Source organism: Streptomyces lanatus (assembly GCF_014655715.1).
Lineage (GTDB): Bacteria > Actinomycetota > Actinomycetes > Streptomycetales > Streptomycetaceae > Streptomyces > Streptomyces lanatus.
In genome coordinates this window covers 1-15111 of record NZ_BNBM01000023.1, presented here as the reverse complement: position 1 = coordinate 15111, position 15111 = coordinate 1, and the positions used below count along the sequence as shown (strand labels likewise).

9 protein-coding genes and 2 pseudogenes are annotated in these 15111 nt (G+C 67.6%); 3 read left to right on the top strand and 8 right to left on the bottom strand.

All coding sequences use genetic code 11. The features are described 5' to 3' along the window. The first annotated feature begins 204 nt into the window (after positions 1-204). The gene (locus tag IE325_RS46740; RefSeq protein ID WP_190075160.1) at positions 205-2646 is read left to right on the top strand and encodes a DEAD/DEAH box helicase; all 2442 of its coding nucleotides are present in this window, start codon (positions 205-207) and stop codon (positions 2644-2646) included. Between the two features lie 50 nt (positions 2647-2696). After that, positions 2697-4988, top strand: coding sequence for a DEAD/DEAH box helicase (locus IE325_RS40295; protein ID WP_190075159.1), 2292 nt, complete (start codon positions 2697-2699; stop codon positions 4986-4988). A 107-nt stretch (positions 4989-5095) separates the two neighbouring features. Here the strand turns inward: IE325_RS40295 and IE325_RS40290 are convergent, their stop codons facing one another. From IE325_RS40290 to IE325_RS40275, 4 genes and pseudogenes are all read right to left on the bottom strand, one after another. Further along, positions 5096-5341, bottom strand: a complete 246-nt coding sequence (locus tag IE325_RS40290; protein WP_190075158.1) for a hypothetical protein — start codon at positions 5339-5341, stop codon at positions 5096-5098. Between the two features lie 72 nt (positions 5342-5413). Then, positions 5414-6872: pseudogene (locus IE325_RS40285) on the bottom strand (NF041680 family putative transposase). Positions 6873-7228: 356 nt separating this feature from the next. Beyond that, positions 7229-7438 carry a Dyp-type peroxidase domain-containing protein gene (locus IE325_RS40280; protein WP_190075157.1) on the bottom strand — a complete coding sequence of 70 codons (210 nt, stop codon included), beginning with the start codon at positions 7436-7438 and terminating at the stop codon, positions 7229-7231. Then, positions 7426-7542 (bottom strand): annotated as a pseudogene (locus tag IE325_RS40275) (IS5/IS1182 family transposase); the annotation flags it as partial. The pseudogene IE325_RS40275 and the gene IE325_RS40280, both read right to left, overlap by 13 nt. A gap of 124 nt (positions 7543-7666) precedes the next feature. Here IE325_RS40275 and IE325_RS40270 point away from each other — a divergent pair. After that, on the top strand, positions 7667-8395 hold the full coding sequence (locus IE325_RS40270) for a methyltransferase domain-containing protein (RefSeq protein WP_190075156.1): 729 nt from the start codon (positions 7667-7669) through the stop codon (positions 8393-8395). Positions 8396-8594: 199 nt separating this feature from the next. Here IE325_RS40270 and IE325_RS40265 read toward each other — a convergent pair whose 3' ends face one another. From IE325_RS40265 to IE325_RS40250, 4 genes are all read right to left on the bottom strand, one after another. Then, the gene (locus IE325_RS40265) at positions 8595-11636 is read right to left on the bottom strand and encodes an NACHT domain-containing protein (protein WP_190075155.1); all 3042 of its coding nucleotides are present in this window, start codon (positions 11634-11636) and stop codon (positions 8595-8597) included. Between the two features lie 353 nt (positions 11637-11989). Then, complete coding sequence (locus tag IE325_RS40260; protein WP_190075154.1) at positions 11990-12463, bottom strand: DUF6283 family protein; 474 nt, start codon at positions 12461-12463, stop codon at positions 11990-11992. A gap of 272 nt (positions 12464-12735) precedes the next feature. Beyond that, positions 12736-13455, bottom strand: coding sequence for a DUF6461 domain-containing protein (locus tag IE325_RS40255; RefSeq protein WP_190075153.1), 720 nt, complete (start codon positions 13453-13455; stop codon positions 12736-12738). Between the two features lie 50 nt (positions 13456-13505). Further along, the gene (locus IE325_RS40250) at positions 13506-14696 is read right to left on the bottom strand and encodes a NucA/NucB deoxyribonuclease domain-containing protein (RefSeq protein ID WP_190075152.1); all 1191 of its coding nucleotides are present in this window, start codon (positions 14694-14696) and stop codon (positions 13506-13508) included. Between the last annotated feature and the right edge of the window lie 415 nt (positions 14697-15111).

Here is a 15111-nt window from a genome sequence, read left to right as displayed (position 1 = left end):
TCACCTCCGGCCGTACGAGCGCCCCGCACGCGTGTTCTGTCCCCCGGGCGGGCTGTGCGCTGTGATCTCGGTAACGACTTCCCGGTTTCACCTTTGAACAGCCGCCACGGCTGGCGCAAGGTCGATGCAGCACCCGCCGCCCCGCTGGCCGGGAGCGCGGCGGAGTGCTGCTGCCTGCTCCGCCCCGTGAAGGGAGCCAAGGCCGTGGCCGAGACAGATGTCAAACAACTGCGGGTCCACCAGCGCGAAGCCTACGACGCCGCGGTGCGGGCCCTGACCCGCATGCCCCGCGCCACGATCATTTCCGCCACCGGCACCGGGAAGACGATCACCGCCATCCGGATCGCGGAGCATTTCGTCGGGCAGGGGCACATCCTCGTCGTCGTCCCCTCCCTGAGCCTGGTCGGCCAGACCGCCCGGCACTGGCACGCCGACAGCCGCATCGCCCGCATGCTCGCCGTCTGCACGCTCAAGCCGACCACGGTGAGTCCTTCCGGGGCCCGTCTCACCACGACCACCGACCCGGCCCGCATCGCCCGCATCCTGGCCGCCTCGTCCGATCCGGCCGTCGTGGTCACCACCTACCAGTCCCTGCCCGCGATCGCCCGCGCCCACCGGCGCCACCGGCTGCCCCCCTGGGCCATCGTGATCATCGACGAGGCGCACCGCAGCAGCGGCAGCAGCAAAAAGCAATGGGCGCTCATCCACCACGACCATGAGATCCCCGCCGAGCGCCGCCTCTACATGACCGCCACCCCCCGCGTCTGGAAGCCCGAGGACCCCACCGCGAAACGGCGCCGCCGCAGCACGCCGCAGTCCGACGAACCGCCCGAGCCGCTGGCCTCCATGGACGACCCCTCCATCTACGGCCCCGTCGTCTACAACCTCGGCCTCGCCGACGCCATCGACCGCGGCATCCTCGCCGACTACCGCATCGTCGCCCCGGTCATCACCGACGACGACCTGCGGGACATCCTCAACACCGACGACATCAACCGCCGCCCCAACGGTCTGCGCCTGGCCGCCCTCCAGGTGTGCCTGCTGCACGCGATGAGAACCCACCGCATCCGCCGCGTCATCAGCTTCCACAGCCGCATCGCCTACGCCCGCCAGTTCAGCGAGACACTGCCCCGCACCGTCGAGGCCGCAGCCGCAACGACCCGCGTGCGCCGCCTGTGGACGCGCGCCCTGTACGCCGATCAACCACAACGCCTGCGTGCCCAGTTCCTGGCCGAGTTCGAAGACATCCCCCTGCTGCGCCGCAGCCCCGGCCCCGCCGACCACATCGACGGGGCCGTGCTGTCCAACGTCCGCATCCTGGGCGAGGGCGTCGACGTGCCCGACGCGGACGCCGTCCTGTTCGCCGACCCCAAACGCAGCGCCTCCGACATCATCCAGGCCCTCGGCCGAGCCCTGCGCCAGCCCCCGGGAGCCGGCAAGGTCGCCCTGCTGGTCATCCCCGTCTACATCGGCCCCCAACAAAGCACCGAACAGGCCATGCGCTCCTCGGAGTACACCATCCTCTGGGAAGTCCTCAACGGGCTGCGCACCCACGACTCCCACTACTGGCGGCGCCTGGGCGGCGGCCCCAGCTACTTCCAACGCACCATCCCCCGCCCCCCGCCGCCCGAACGCGCAGGGGAGGTCGCCTCCGTCACCCAGCTCCGCACCCACCAGGTCGACAACGGACTGTGGGGGATCGGCTGGGAGGCCGCCGTCCGCTTCTTCGAACGCCGCGGACACCTCGACGTGCCCAGCGAATACACCGACCGCACCGGATACCCCCTGGGGCACTGGCTCGGCCAGCAACGCTCGCTCTACGCCCACGGAAGCCTCGACGCCCAGCGCGCCCTCGCCCTGACCGGCCTCAACATCTCCTGGCCCCACCCCGAAAACAGCTTCGAAGCCCGCCTGGAACAGGCCATCGCCTTCGCCTCCCGCCACGGCACCCTGGCCGTCACCCGCGCCCCCACCCCACGCGAGCGGCCGCTGCTGCGCTGGCTGGCCCGACAACGCCGACTGGCCGCCGACAAAAGCCTGCACAGCGACCGCATCGACGCCCTCAACGCCGTCGACCCCTGGTGGAACCCGCCCTGGGGCGTGGCATGGCAGCACGACTACACCCACCTCACCCTCACCCCCCACACCGGCCCCGCCACCCCCACGCCGGCCTCCGGCCAGGACGCCGGCACCTGGCTGGACCACCAGCTCACCCAACTGCACACCCTGCACCCCCAGCAGGTGCGGTTGCTGGCCCAACTCGCCGCCCAGCAACCGCACCTGCACCCTCACGCCATGCTGCTGCTGCTCGACCCGGCACCGCGCGCCCGCGCCTTCAGCCGTGGCCTGACCGCGGCCCGCCAGTACCAGCGCCGCGAAGGCCACCTGAACGTCCCGCTCGCCCACCGCGAAGACGTCCACGGCGACGAGGTCCTCCTCGGCAGGTGGCTGCGCAGATGCCGCAGCAACACCGCACAGATGACCACGCCCCAGATCACCGCGCTCACCTCGCTCGGCATCGACCTGGACCCCGTCTTCCAGCCCGCCCCCACCGCCACGGACCCCACCGAGGACACCATGGACAACGACGCCTGGCAGCCCGGACCGGATCTGTCGTGGATCCGGCCACTCCTCCTCGCCCGATGAGGGCGCCCGCCAGCGCCGCCATGCCACCTGCCCGACGTGAGGAAGCCCCGTTGCCCGACACCACACGCCCTCTGCCGCTGCGCCCGCACCAAAAGGACGCGCTGAAGGCGCTCACCGACGCCTTCGCGGCGGGAGAGGAACGGGCGACCGTCGTCTCCGCCTGCGGAACCGGCAAAACCCACACCGCGGCAGCAGCCGCCGATCACCTGGCCTGCGACGGCACCGTCCTGGTGGCCGTGCCCACCCTCGAACTGGTGACGCAGACCATCGAGCGCTGGCAGCGGGCCGGGCGCCCGGGACCGATGGCAAGCGTCTCCTCCATCACCCACGCCACACCGCACCGCCGACCGCCCGCGGTGCGCATCCGCTCCCCGCACCACCTGGCCGACTTCTGCACCGCACCCGGGCCGCGCACCGTCTTCGCGACCTACGCATCCCTCCCGCAGGTCAGCCAGGCCCATCAACTCGGCCTGCCCTCCTGGGACCTGATCGTGGCCGACGAGGCCCACCGCACCTGCACCGACGCCCACCGCGGCTGGGGCATCGTCCACGACGACCACGCCATCCCCGCCACCCGCCGCCTGTACATGACCGCCACCCCGCGCATCTACACGGCGCCGACCCCCACCGAACTGGCCCGCCTCACCAACCCCCAGCCGACGGCCACCATGGACCGGCGCGAGGTCTTCGGCCCCATCGTCTACCGCCTCGGCATGGCCGAGGCCATCGACCGCGGCATCCTCGCCGACTACCAGGTCGTCATGCCCGTCATCCACGACCATGACCTACACACCGTGCTCACCGACCGCCCCGACACCACCCCGCACCACGACGGCCTGCGCACCGCCGCCCTCCAAGTCGCCCTGCTGCGGAGCATGGCCGACCACCAACTGCGCCGCATGCTCGTCTTCCACAACCGCACCCGCGCCGCCCGCACCTTCTCCGACACCCTGCCCATCACCGCCGCCCAGGCACAAGCACCGTTCCACCAGCCCGATCTGGTCTCCCGCTGGCTCAGCCACACCCACACCGCAGCAGAACGCGCCCAGGCCCTCGCCGACTTCACTCACGCCCCCGCCCCAGCTGTCCTGCACAACGTGCGTGTCCTGAACGAAGGAATCGACATCCCCGCCATCGACGCCGTCGCTTTCGCCGCGCCCCGCTCCAGCGTCGTCGACGCCCTCCAGGCCATCGGCCGCGCCCTGCGCCTGCTGCCCGGCCGCAAGACCAAGGCCACCCTCGTCATCCCGCTCTACCTGCCCGCCGGCGCCGGCCTCACCGATGGCGATCTCGACCACTCCGCCTACGCCCCCCTCATCGCCATCCTGCAAGCCCTGCGCGCCCATGACGAGCACTTCCTCGAACGTCTCGTCCTGCCCCCGCGTGCCAGCGGCCGCCGCCGCACTGCCCCTCTGGAAGAGCACTACCCCAGCCCCGAGCGCGCCCTGGAGATCGCCCTCGTGCTCGGCCTCGACATCACCTTGCCCGCAGTAGGCACCTTCACCGAAGGCATCACGGCCGCCGCCTCCTACCGCGCCGACCACGGCCACCTCGACGTCCCCACCGACCACAAAGCCGCCGACGGATTCGCCCTGGGCCAGTGGATCACCGGCCAGCGGCTGCGCCGCCTGTCCGGCCGTCTCACACACGACCAGATCACGGCCCTCGACGCCCTGGACATGCACTGGACCAGCCCCCGCCAGTCCTTCCCCCGCATGCTGCGCCTGGCCCGCGCCTACGCCCAGCGCCACGGCCACCTCGCCGCCCACACAACACAGCGCCACGGCGGCCACGGACTCGGCGCCTGGCTGTCCTACCAGCGCCGCAAAGCGGATGCCGGCACGCTCCACCCCCACCACCAACAGCAGCTACAAGACATCGATCCGTGGTGGAACCCGCCCTGGCCCCTGACCTGGCAGCGCACCTACGCCGCCGCCCAAGCCCACGTGGCCGTCGGCGGCAGCACCGAGCCACCCAACTCCTTCACCACACCCGACGGCGTCCCCCTGGGCCAGTGGTTCAGCCGCCAGCGCAACCACTTCTGCCAACTACACTCCGGACAAGTCCAGTTGCTGCTCGATCTGCACCTCGTGCCATCCGTCGACAGCCTTCTGCCGCATTCCCACCGCACCGAACACGGCCGCCAGCTGCGCCGAGCACTCGTCGCCTGCGCCGATTACCTCGCCCGTGAAGGCCACCTCCGCGTACCCCGCCAGCACATCGAACACGACTGGATCGGCCCGTTCCCCCTCGGAACCTGGATCCACACCACCCGCCGCAACCCTCACAAGCTCACCGAGCTTGACCGAGCTGCGCTGGACGTGCTGCGCATGGTCTGGTGAGAGCCTGTTTCCGAACCCTGTAACAGCAGGTCACGGACTGTCAGGCCGGAATGGGCCCTGTGCGCAAGGGTTCGGGGAACGGTCACCGTGACCGTTCCCCGAACGGATCACGCGTCTTCGTACATCTCACCGCTCAGGATGACTTGTGCCATCTGCGCGATGACGTCACGCCGCGTCGTCTCACCCGTTGTCGGTGCGGGATAGCCGGCGGGCAATGCGCGCTCCACCGCATCCACGATGTCATCGATCTTGAATGTGATCTGACTGTCTACCGCGAGGTGGGCGACGGATTCGACCGCCCGTTCCGTCCGAGCGATCAAGTCTCGGACCAGCGACTCATTGTCAAAGGCCATAACACGCAGAGTAGTTGAAGTGAGGGACTGGAGAGCTGGGGTTCAGAAACAGGCTCTGAACTTGTTCTTTATCTACCAAGATCGGCCGGGTCTTCCGATGGCCTTGAGGGTCTCGGGTGGTTTGACGGTCTTACCAACGTCGTAGCGGGGTGCGGGATGGCGGTTCTTGGCCCCGGGCGGTCGTCCGGGACCAGCGCCGCGAGGTTGGGGAACACGGGCCGGGCAGAGCAGGTGGGCTCGGATGTTCCTGAACCCCCGGCGGACCCGGGCCGGGGTGAGGCGATCGGGCTTGGCCGGCTTCTCCCAGGGCCGACGGAGGTCGGGCGGCCAGCGGCCGGGCGAGGCGGAGCTGGGTGTGGGCGACGACCACGAGCCATGTCCACCGATCTGCGGCCTGGGGAGTACGGACCTTCGGGGTGGTCCAGCCGAGGATCTGCTTTCCGAACCTGAAGGTGTGCTCGAGATCGAATCTCCGGAGGAACACCTGCCACCACAGATCCACGTCTGCCGGGGCGGCGCCAGTCTTGGAGGACCACAGCCAGACCGGTGGTGCTTCCCGCTCTTTGGAGAGGTGCTCGACCTTCAGCCGGACCAAGGTGCCCTCGACGACGGGGAGTTCACCGTCGTGCTCCAGCCAGGCCGAACGGTGGGTCAGCCTCGGGTGGACCCGGTCCCATGCCTGGGCTTCGGCCTTGCCGTAGTTGGCGGTGTCGGTGACGGTGGTGATCGCCGCCTCGGGCCAGGTCTCGGGATTGGCGAAGCGGAACTCCTTGCCGTGCTTCGGCGGTCTGCCGCCCTGGGGATAGGCCAGGGAGTACTCCTTGAGCGAGGGCTTCGGCAGCCGCATCACCCGGTCGCTGCGGATCCGGCCGACGAGCCCGACAGGAAGATCCCGCAGGACCCAGGCCAGGCGGGTGACGTCGTAACCCGCGTCCATGACGATCGTGATGTCCGGATCACCGGGCGCCCACTGGCCGGCTGAGATGAGCCGCTCGGCCACCGCCCGGAGTTGGGTGGCGGTGACGGCGGTGGCATCGTCTTCGGGTCCGAGCCGGACCACGTCAAGGATCGACGTCCACGAGGTCGCTCCCGGTTCGAGGACGGCGACGAAGGAGTACGGCCAGCCCGGGATGAACTGGGCGGCGGACTTCGCCCGGCCGTAGACGTGGCAGAACAGCCGGTCTGCCGAGCACGGCGCGTCCGAGCGCAACCACGGCGACACGTCGACCGCCAGCACCAGGCGGCCGCCCTCGAACCGGGGCAACGGCAGCCCGGCGAGCAGGGCCCGCAGCTTCTCGACGTCGAACCGGCCCCGGTTGAGAGCTCCGTATAACGCGCCGTGCCCACGCCGGTGTTCGGGCACCATCGTCAGGTCCACCGGCGAGGTGACCGGCCCGTCGATGCATAACAGCGCGTCGGCCAGTTCGAACAGTTCGTCACGCCGGGCGGTCAGACACTCGTAGAACTCTGCTCGGAAGCGTGACGCTTCCGCGAACGCTTCCCGTCGGACATCCGGGCACACCACACTCATGACAACGGCCTTCGACTGGTTCTCCTCGTGACGGAGCACAGGATCAGACGAAGGCCACCCTCATGTCCGGCGAATGTCCAGGTGAGTGACCTCGTTCGGGACACCGTTCGAGGCCAGAAGAAAAAGAACAAGCTGAACAGCGCCCGCACCGGCCCACGATCGCATCACGTCCTGCGCTCTTGAGACACAAGAAGGCCCTGCGGGGAGAGGTGTCCACGGCGCCAGCAGTTGCCATGCGACTTCTGCGAACGCCGGACCGTGTGAGGAGACTCTGCACCGACTCATGCGCTGCTGTCGGCAGCATCTGTCCGTCACCTCGTCTGTTCCACCGGAGCGTAAGAGCCCACTGAGCGGCCTTACTTCTTTGACAGCGCCTCGAGCCAGGCCCCCCCGGGGGGCGGAACGAGGAAGTAGCCGCCTCCCACGGTGAGGATGCACTTGGCCATGGTTTCGCCTTGCAGCCGGGTCTGCACTGCTTCGAAGCCGTGTGTCAGGTCGTGCTGGAGGCAGGAGATGAGGCCCTGGTCGTCCGTGCCCCGCTGGTAGTTGTAGGCGCGTCGCACCATGGGCGGGGGCGGGGAGCCTTGATGTCGTGCACGGCGCCCGGCACGGCGGGCGAGGCCCACAACAGTTCCCCCTGTGGATCGGCGACGACCTGCACGTTCATGCCGTCTGTCGGCGTCTCAACTTCGCTGGCCAGCACGTCAGTTGACACTGCCGAGATCGATCTGCATGGTTGACTGAGGGGTGTGTCGACCTCACTTGGTGTCAGCCGACCGGACCCGGCTTCCTACATGTTGCGCGCTGCTGCGGGCGATGCCGGCCGTGCCTACAAGCAGCAGTTGATCGATCTGCTGGACATTACGCCCGGCCAGACGGCGCTCGATGCGGGCTGCGGGCCGGGGACGGACCTTGCGGCCCTTGCTGAGCGAGTCGGCAGGGACGGCAAGGTGATCGGCGTCGACCGGGCTCCTGCCATGCTGGCGAAGGCCCGCGAACGCTCCGCAGAACTGCCCGTGGTGGAGATCCGAGAGGGCGATGTCCATGCCCTGCCTGTCGCCGCGGAGTCGGTGGATCGAGCCAAGATGGACCGAGTCCTCATGCACGTCGACGATCCCGCCGCAGCCCTTGCGCAACTACACCATGTCACCCGGCCTGGAGCAGTGATCGGTCTCGTCGAGCCGGACTGGGACACCCTGGTGGTCGACTCCGAAGACCTCGACACCAGCCGAGCGTTCACCCGCTACACCACCGGTCACGTCGTGCGGAACGCCACCATCGGTCGCAGCCTCGCCCGCCTCGCAGACCAAGGGGGCTTTCACATCCTCACCGTGGTGACGACCACCCCCGTTTTCCGGGACTTCCAGGAGGCGGACCACACACTGGGGCTGGGCCGCAACATGCAACAGGCCATCGACGGGAACCACATCGACCAGCAACGTGGCCGGCGCTGGTTCACCGACCTCTCCGAGGGCCAGTTCTACGCCTCCTTCACTCTCATCACGGTGATCTGCTCCCGCTGAAGTGTGCACGTCGGCAGTGACACTGCTGCGGGTGCCTTCGCTCAAAGCGATCTTGAGGGGGCGTTCTGGCTCTAAGAACCGTGAAAGTGGGCTGGAAGCGAAGGCTCTCTTCGCCGAGCCGCGCCGAGCGGTCGGCGACAACCGCAGACGGCCGGCAGCGCCCAGGCACGCGCTTTGCGCGCAGGGCACTCGCTATGACCTACGAGCGGACCAGGACGAGCGTTTCGGACGGTGCGGCGCGGCCGTCCGCTCGCTCGAGCAGGACGTTCAACCCTGCGGCCACGGTCAGGTACAAGGAGGCGAGGTCGGGTTGGTTCAGGGAGTGCTGCGCCGATGCCGCCAACGTCAGTGCGGCGACCTGAAGATGTGCAGCCTCCGCGGCGCCGGCGAACCTGCAGATGTCGGGCAGGGAGGCGGACAGGGTCTTGGTGCTCTTCGCGAGGGAGAGCACAAGGCGGTGTTGCTCTTCGCGATGGGAGGGCAGCGCCCGCAGATGGTCGAGCATCAGGGAGGAAGCACGTTCCAGGCTGGCGGCGAGGTCGGCGGGCAGGATGACAGTGGCTTGAAGCTCCGTTGTCATCCGGGTGCGTATGAACCGGATGGCGGTGTGGGAGTAGTCCGCTAGTGCGGCCTGCTCCGTGTTGCGTCGCGCGGCTGTGAGGGCGCGCAGACAACCGTGGACATAGACGGCGTTGCGCAGGTGTGTGTCCTGGTCGCTGACGGTCGCGTCGACCGCGCGTGCGAGTGTGTCGCTGGAGAGGCTGCCCAGGACGGCGCGTGCCAGGGTGAACGCCTGCCCCAGGGCGAGAGCGGCGTCGAGGGGCAGGCTCGCTGCTTGCCTGCGAGCCTGCCCCTGCACGTCGTCGGGGGCGATATCCAGCGCAAGTCTCTGTGTTTCCTCCAGCACACTGACGATCTCGCTCTCCGTCACGGAGCCCATGGTCAGCAGCCGCGTCAGACTGGCGCTGAGAGCCTGCACATGGTCGGTGGCCACGCCCAGAACCGCACCGACGGGTGTGCCCGCGACACGCTCCAAGGGGTTCAGAAACGCGTGGGCGATGCCCAGTTGGCCCAGGCTCAGCACACTGCTGCTGCGCGGGTCCGGCCACTGCGACGGGCTGGGCAGCTGGGCCATGTAGGGGTGCGTTACGGTGCCGGGGACCCACAGCATGCAGTCCAGCGCCGTGCCGTCCTCGTCGGCCGCACACCAGACGCTGTGGCGCGGCGAACGGGAGACCAGCGCGAACGCTGGATCGTCAGCTTCCATCCGGGTGGGCAAGCGGTAAGTAGCAGCGCCGGGCAGAAGGTTGTTGAGCCACTCAAGAAACGGTGCCACGTCGTGCTGCGGGATACCCACCGCTGGCGCATCCAAGGCACCCCCGGCAAGAGGTGGCCCGACACGGCGACGAGTGTCCGCCGTGAACAGCAGATACACCTCCTTGTTGACAGGGCGGGCACACAGCATCGCGTCGTTGCTCAGCCGCGTACTCTCCCTGAGCAGACGAGTGACCGTAACGGCCGTCATCAGCCGGCGAGTGGCTGAACGAGCGGACTCCTGCAGCGCCTGCTGACGCAGGTCTTCCAGACGACGGGCCGTTTCCGGGGCGAGTTCGGGAGCGGCGTCAGCGCAGTCGAAGGCCAGCGCAAGCGCCTGTGTCGTCCGCGAGGCGAGGCAGGCCTCCACGATCCGCGCCGGATCAGCATGTGCCGCATACAGCACCGACGTCTCACGCCACCAGTCGTCGTTGACACTGGTGATCAGCACCTCGGTCAGCTGATGCTGGCGGATGTGCAGGGCTGCCAAGTGTTCCTGCAGAGTGAAGTGGGCGAAGGCGTACAGGCCCAGCTCCCGCTCCACCAGAAGCCCACTGGCCGCCATTGCGTCCAGAAAGACTTCCACGGTATCCGTGGGAACCGAGACAGAGACGCGGGAGAGCACCGGCTGCAGGAGCCGCGCGGCATGGGCAGCACGAATGTCACGTCGCTGTCCGTCCATCATCCGGTAGGCCAGCTCGCGCAGCACCACCTCCTTCTTCGCGCCCGTGATGTCCAGGTCGGGGCCGGCAGGGTTCTTGACCTGGTCGCGCCGCCACAACAACACCTCGCAGATCTCCGCGTACAGACCTGCGCGGCTGCCCGGGAGTGCACCTCGATAGCGGTGCACGTGCGCGATCATCGTCAACAGCAGCGGGTTCGTCGCCAGTTCATACAGCGCCGGCCGCGATCTCAGACGCGACAGCAGATCCTGCGCCTCATCGGCCGCCTGTTGAGCAACGCCAGCATCGTCCACGCCCGTGCTCAGCCTCTCGACCGCCTCGTACCAGCCGAGAACGAACTGCGAGATCTGCTCCCCGGTGAACCGGCGGACATGCAGGACCTGAGCCCTGTTCAAGGGTGCACGCAAGTACCCATGAGGCCGCGACGTAAGAACGAAATCATTGCCCTCGTACTGCTCGACCTGCTCTTCCACCCACCGGGACACCGCCCGGCGGTCGCTCTCACTGGCGACCTCATCCAAGCCATCCAGCAACACCACACAGTGCCCGTCCTGCAGCCGCTGGGCAAACCAGCCGTCCGGTTCTTCAACCTGCAGTCTGCGCAGCGACGAACTGATGACCCGCTCCAGCGTCAGAGAAGGATCCGCCGCGATCGCCGCCGCATGATCACGAAGAAGGAGCATCACCGGCAACGATCGCCCAGAGCGCCGCCCGAGACTGAGACTGAGCGCCACATGCTTCAGCAAAGTGGTCTTCCCCGTGCCGGGAGCCCCGATGACGGCCACACACGTCCCCTGCGGACCCCCGAGGAAATCCCAGACCGACTGTCTCCTGCCCGTCGACTCAGCGGCCCGAACCGTGCCGGCCAAAGACTCATGCCGCACCTCATGCGCCGGCCGCGCGCCCAGGCTGACATCGACAAAGACCTCGTTCAGCCCAGGCGCATAGTCCCCACGTGTCGCCAGCCCCTTGAGATCGACGAACCGGTGACGACTTGCCACATGGGCCCGGTAGTCCCTCTCGAACCGCGACATCCGCCGCACGAGCCACCGGTCGACCACATCCGCAGCCCGCTTCGCCCATCTCGACTGCAGATCTCCGAACACCTTGCCGGCGAAGGTCGCCGCCAGCAGAGACAGCTCGTATACGACAGCCAGCATCAGCGCGATCAGCGGATGAGCAGCGACGGCCGGCCAGAACTTTGCGCCCACCAGGGCCGGCGGCACCAGGCTCAGTGCCAGCACGCCTGCCTTAACAGCTAACCCCGACGGTGCCCCCGCCATACCGCCCCCGCTCGTCCGGTGGATCAGAGCATCTTTTCTACCGCCCCACCCGCCCCCTTCGTGACCGAACGCATGCAGATGCTGCCACGCACGCGGTAGTGCCCCTTGAACATGTCATCGATCCTATTGACGGCGCTGGCGCTGCCTGGTCAACAAGCTCCATCGACGGCGGACGCGGCGGCCCGCGATTGCCCTCCAGGCGCTCTTCATCTATGCCGACACAGCGTTTCTCACCTTCGGCTGCCGGTACAGCTCGATCCAGCGGTGCCGTTCACGCTCCGTCTCGCCGCGCCCCTCGGCGGGCGGCTGTACGTTTACGCCGACTCCTCCTGCTCGGGCCGGCCCTCCGGCAGGGGGCCGGTGCGCAGATCCCTGCGGGCGCGGGTGATTTTGCCGATCAGACGGCCTGCCTCGCCGCCAGGCCAGCTGATGTCTGCCTGGCCGTGATCGGCGGCCTCGCTCCCCGAGCTGAACAGGGCGACCGGCGACTGGTACTCGGCTGCGGCCGCGAAGGTCGCCTCGTCGATCCGGCCATTGATCAGCGCCACCCGCAGGCCCAGGAGGTGATCGCCGTGGCAGCCGGCCCATCCTGCGCAGATCCGGCGCGTGGTGCTGTCCGCGTCGGTCTGGTGGCACTGGAACAGACCCGGGGGCTGTTCAGGGGTGGGTGCGTCGTATCTGCGGAGCTTGTCGTACTCCTCACGCGCCCAAATCCCAGACGGCGCGTCCCGGCGGTAAGGACAGCTGTCGCACGGCCGTGGTGCGGGCGGACGCATTGTTGGCGGCATCTGCTGAGTATGTCTCACGCGGGCTGCCGGCATCCGCCAGCCCAGACGTGGGGAGCCCACGCCGCGGCGAGGACAAGGATCCGTGCCCAGGCACGGGGTCGACGAGGTCTGGCGCCTCAGCACTGTCCTTGGTGGTGGTGCTGACCAACTCCATCGTGCTGTCAGCCTCGTAGGCTGCTCGCCGCCGACAGCGGGGGTGGAGTATGCCGGGGGCGTGCCGCGCCGAGGCGTTGCGACGCGGCGGACCGGGATGCGCCGGTCGGCGGCGGCCGCTATGGGGCGGAGTTTGGTCCGGAGTCGCTGGGGGGCTGGAGCGATCCGAGGAAGGCTCCGAGGGTACGAGGGGACGGTTGCGGAGCCACGAGAGGCAGCGGGTTCGCCCCATTGCGGCGCATCGCGGATGTCTCGGGCAGCCAGACCGATGGCAGTGCCTGCGTGATCAACTCCGGGGTGATGTGGGCTTGCACCCGGTCATGGATGGCCTTGAGGGACGATTCCCGCGCAGCCCCGGACTGAGCCGGATCTGGCAGCGTGTTCCGATGGCTGTGGGCCGCATCCCAGAGCGGGTGGTCATGGTGAGCGCGCAGCGACCCGAACGAGCCCGGTTCGAAGAGCTCGACAGGTTGCGCATCCTGCCAGCTCTGCACGATGTCCATGCCGTCGCCGCCGCTGAGATAGCTGAGAGCTTCTGTGCCCGATGACATCCGAGTCAGGCCCCAGTTGCTCCCAGCCACGATTCCCCACGTTTCGAAACAGAAGGACCAGCGCCCCAGCACACCGAATCGCATCAGGCTCCCTGGGTTCTCGTAGTCAACCAGCGAGTCGGATGCGTCCAGAGTCAACGATTCAAACGCCGTTGCCGGCGCGCCGAGCCGCAGCAGCAGCTCTGCCGGCGAGACATCGCGGACGTAGGACAGGCAGAACGACGGCAACCCCATCCACAGAACCGCGCGCTCTGGCGTGATGTCAGGTTCTGGCAGTGATGCATTCATGTGAGCCTTCCCCTTCGCGGGAGTCGGTTGGGATTGCCGTACCGGATCTGTCAGAAGTGGAGGTTGACCGTGAACTTCTCACCGTCGATGACATGCTGGCTGGATATGAAGCCGCTGTACTTCGATCCCGCGTCGGTGTTCTGCTGGAGCGGTACGTGTGCGCGTATGCAGGGTTCGTTCTTGGTCACAGGACGGGAGTGATCGAACTCGTAGAAGTTCCACGAGCCGTTTTCGAGCAGTGGAACGATCTCAGCGCACAAGGCGCCGTTTGTTCCGCCCTCGTACGTGCCGGCGAAGGGGTACTCGTCGCAGGAGTCCGTCGGAACCAGATCGTCGTCCCTGACGAACGGAACAGTCGAGCCCTCCTCGCACGTGTTGGTCCGGTTCGCGATCCTCGTCGCCTTGTCATCCAGGCGTGTCAGCGGACTGTCGGCGGCTCCAGGGTGGTTGCTGAGGTACAACTGCGCCCAGGCATAACTTGCCGCCGCGGCACCGTACTTATCGTCGATCGGAAGATCGAGAACCGGACGTACGTCGCTCACAACGCACCCGGTCACAGTGTTCCTCTCCATGGTCTTATCGCATCGAATCCGGCTCAGGGACGACCACACGACGGGGTTATTGGTCGAAGAGACCCGAGACGGAGGAGAGAAGAAACTGTAGTTGGGCACCTGGAAGTCTTCATCACCAGATGCCGGAGAGTCGGTGTAAGTGATGCTTGACGCTGCACTGGCTCCAGGCGCCATGAGTACGCCGGTGCTCGCCAGAAGGGGGTTTTCCTGCCGGGCGGAGCATGGTGAGGAACAGTCCGCCACGAACTTGACGATGGCGCTGGCCAAGTCGCCGCCGCCGGAAACCATGGTAATGAGACCGTCCTCCTTCCAGGATCCGGATCTCGGCTTCAAAGTCGCCTGGCCGACGACCATGAAGATCGCCGTGCTTACTGCGCCTGTCTTTGTGTTGATGAACGTGGAAGTGAGGTTCAAGTTGTAGCAGTACGAGAGTCTCTGCTCGGTCCAGCTATTGGCGACAACGGAGCAACTGGACACCCCGTTCTCGCCCGACCCCTGGTCGTCGTCATCGTCGTGGGCTGGATCCGCGAGGATTGACGATCTTGGTGACGGAAGAGGCGCGATGCGTGTACACAGCACTCCCGGCCCTGCCGTGGGGGAGGCAGCGCCTGCGGGAACGTCGGAGCAGACGGGGGCCGTCTCCTCGATGGCAGTCGAGAGCTGCGGCACCGCCTGAACGGCTAACTCGGCCTTGACCTGCGCTGGTGAAAGCGTCCCTAGAAACTTCCCGGTCCCAGGCTGCAGCGGGGCGGCCTGTGCAACGGGGTCAGCCGCCAGGGTCAGTGCTGCGCCTAACCCTAATGCGGTAAATGCAGTCAATGTACGTCGTCCCAGATGAAACACGGCAACCCTCCTGCTGCTCTCCAGCCATTCGGCCGGTGAAGCCTACAACTTCCAATCAAACAAGCTGAGTTGATGATTGATCTTCGCCAGACGCGAGGTCCATTTGGCGAATACCTTGCTCTTCCGCCGCCGTACCATGCCCGGCCGATGGTGAGCCCCGAGCCGTCCCGCTACCGGTGCCGGCTAGAGGTTGTCCCGTAACCGGTGGGGCGGTTGGTGCGTTGGTTGGGCATGGGTGGGG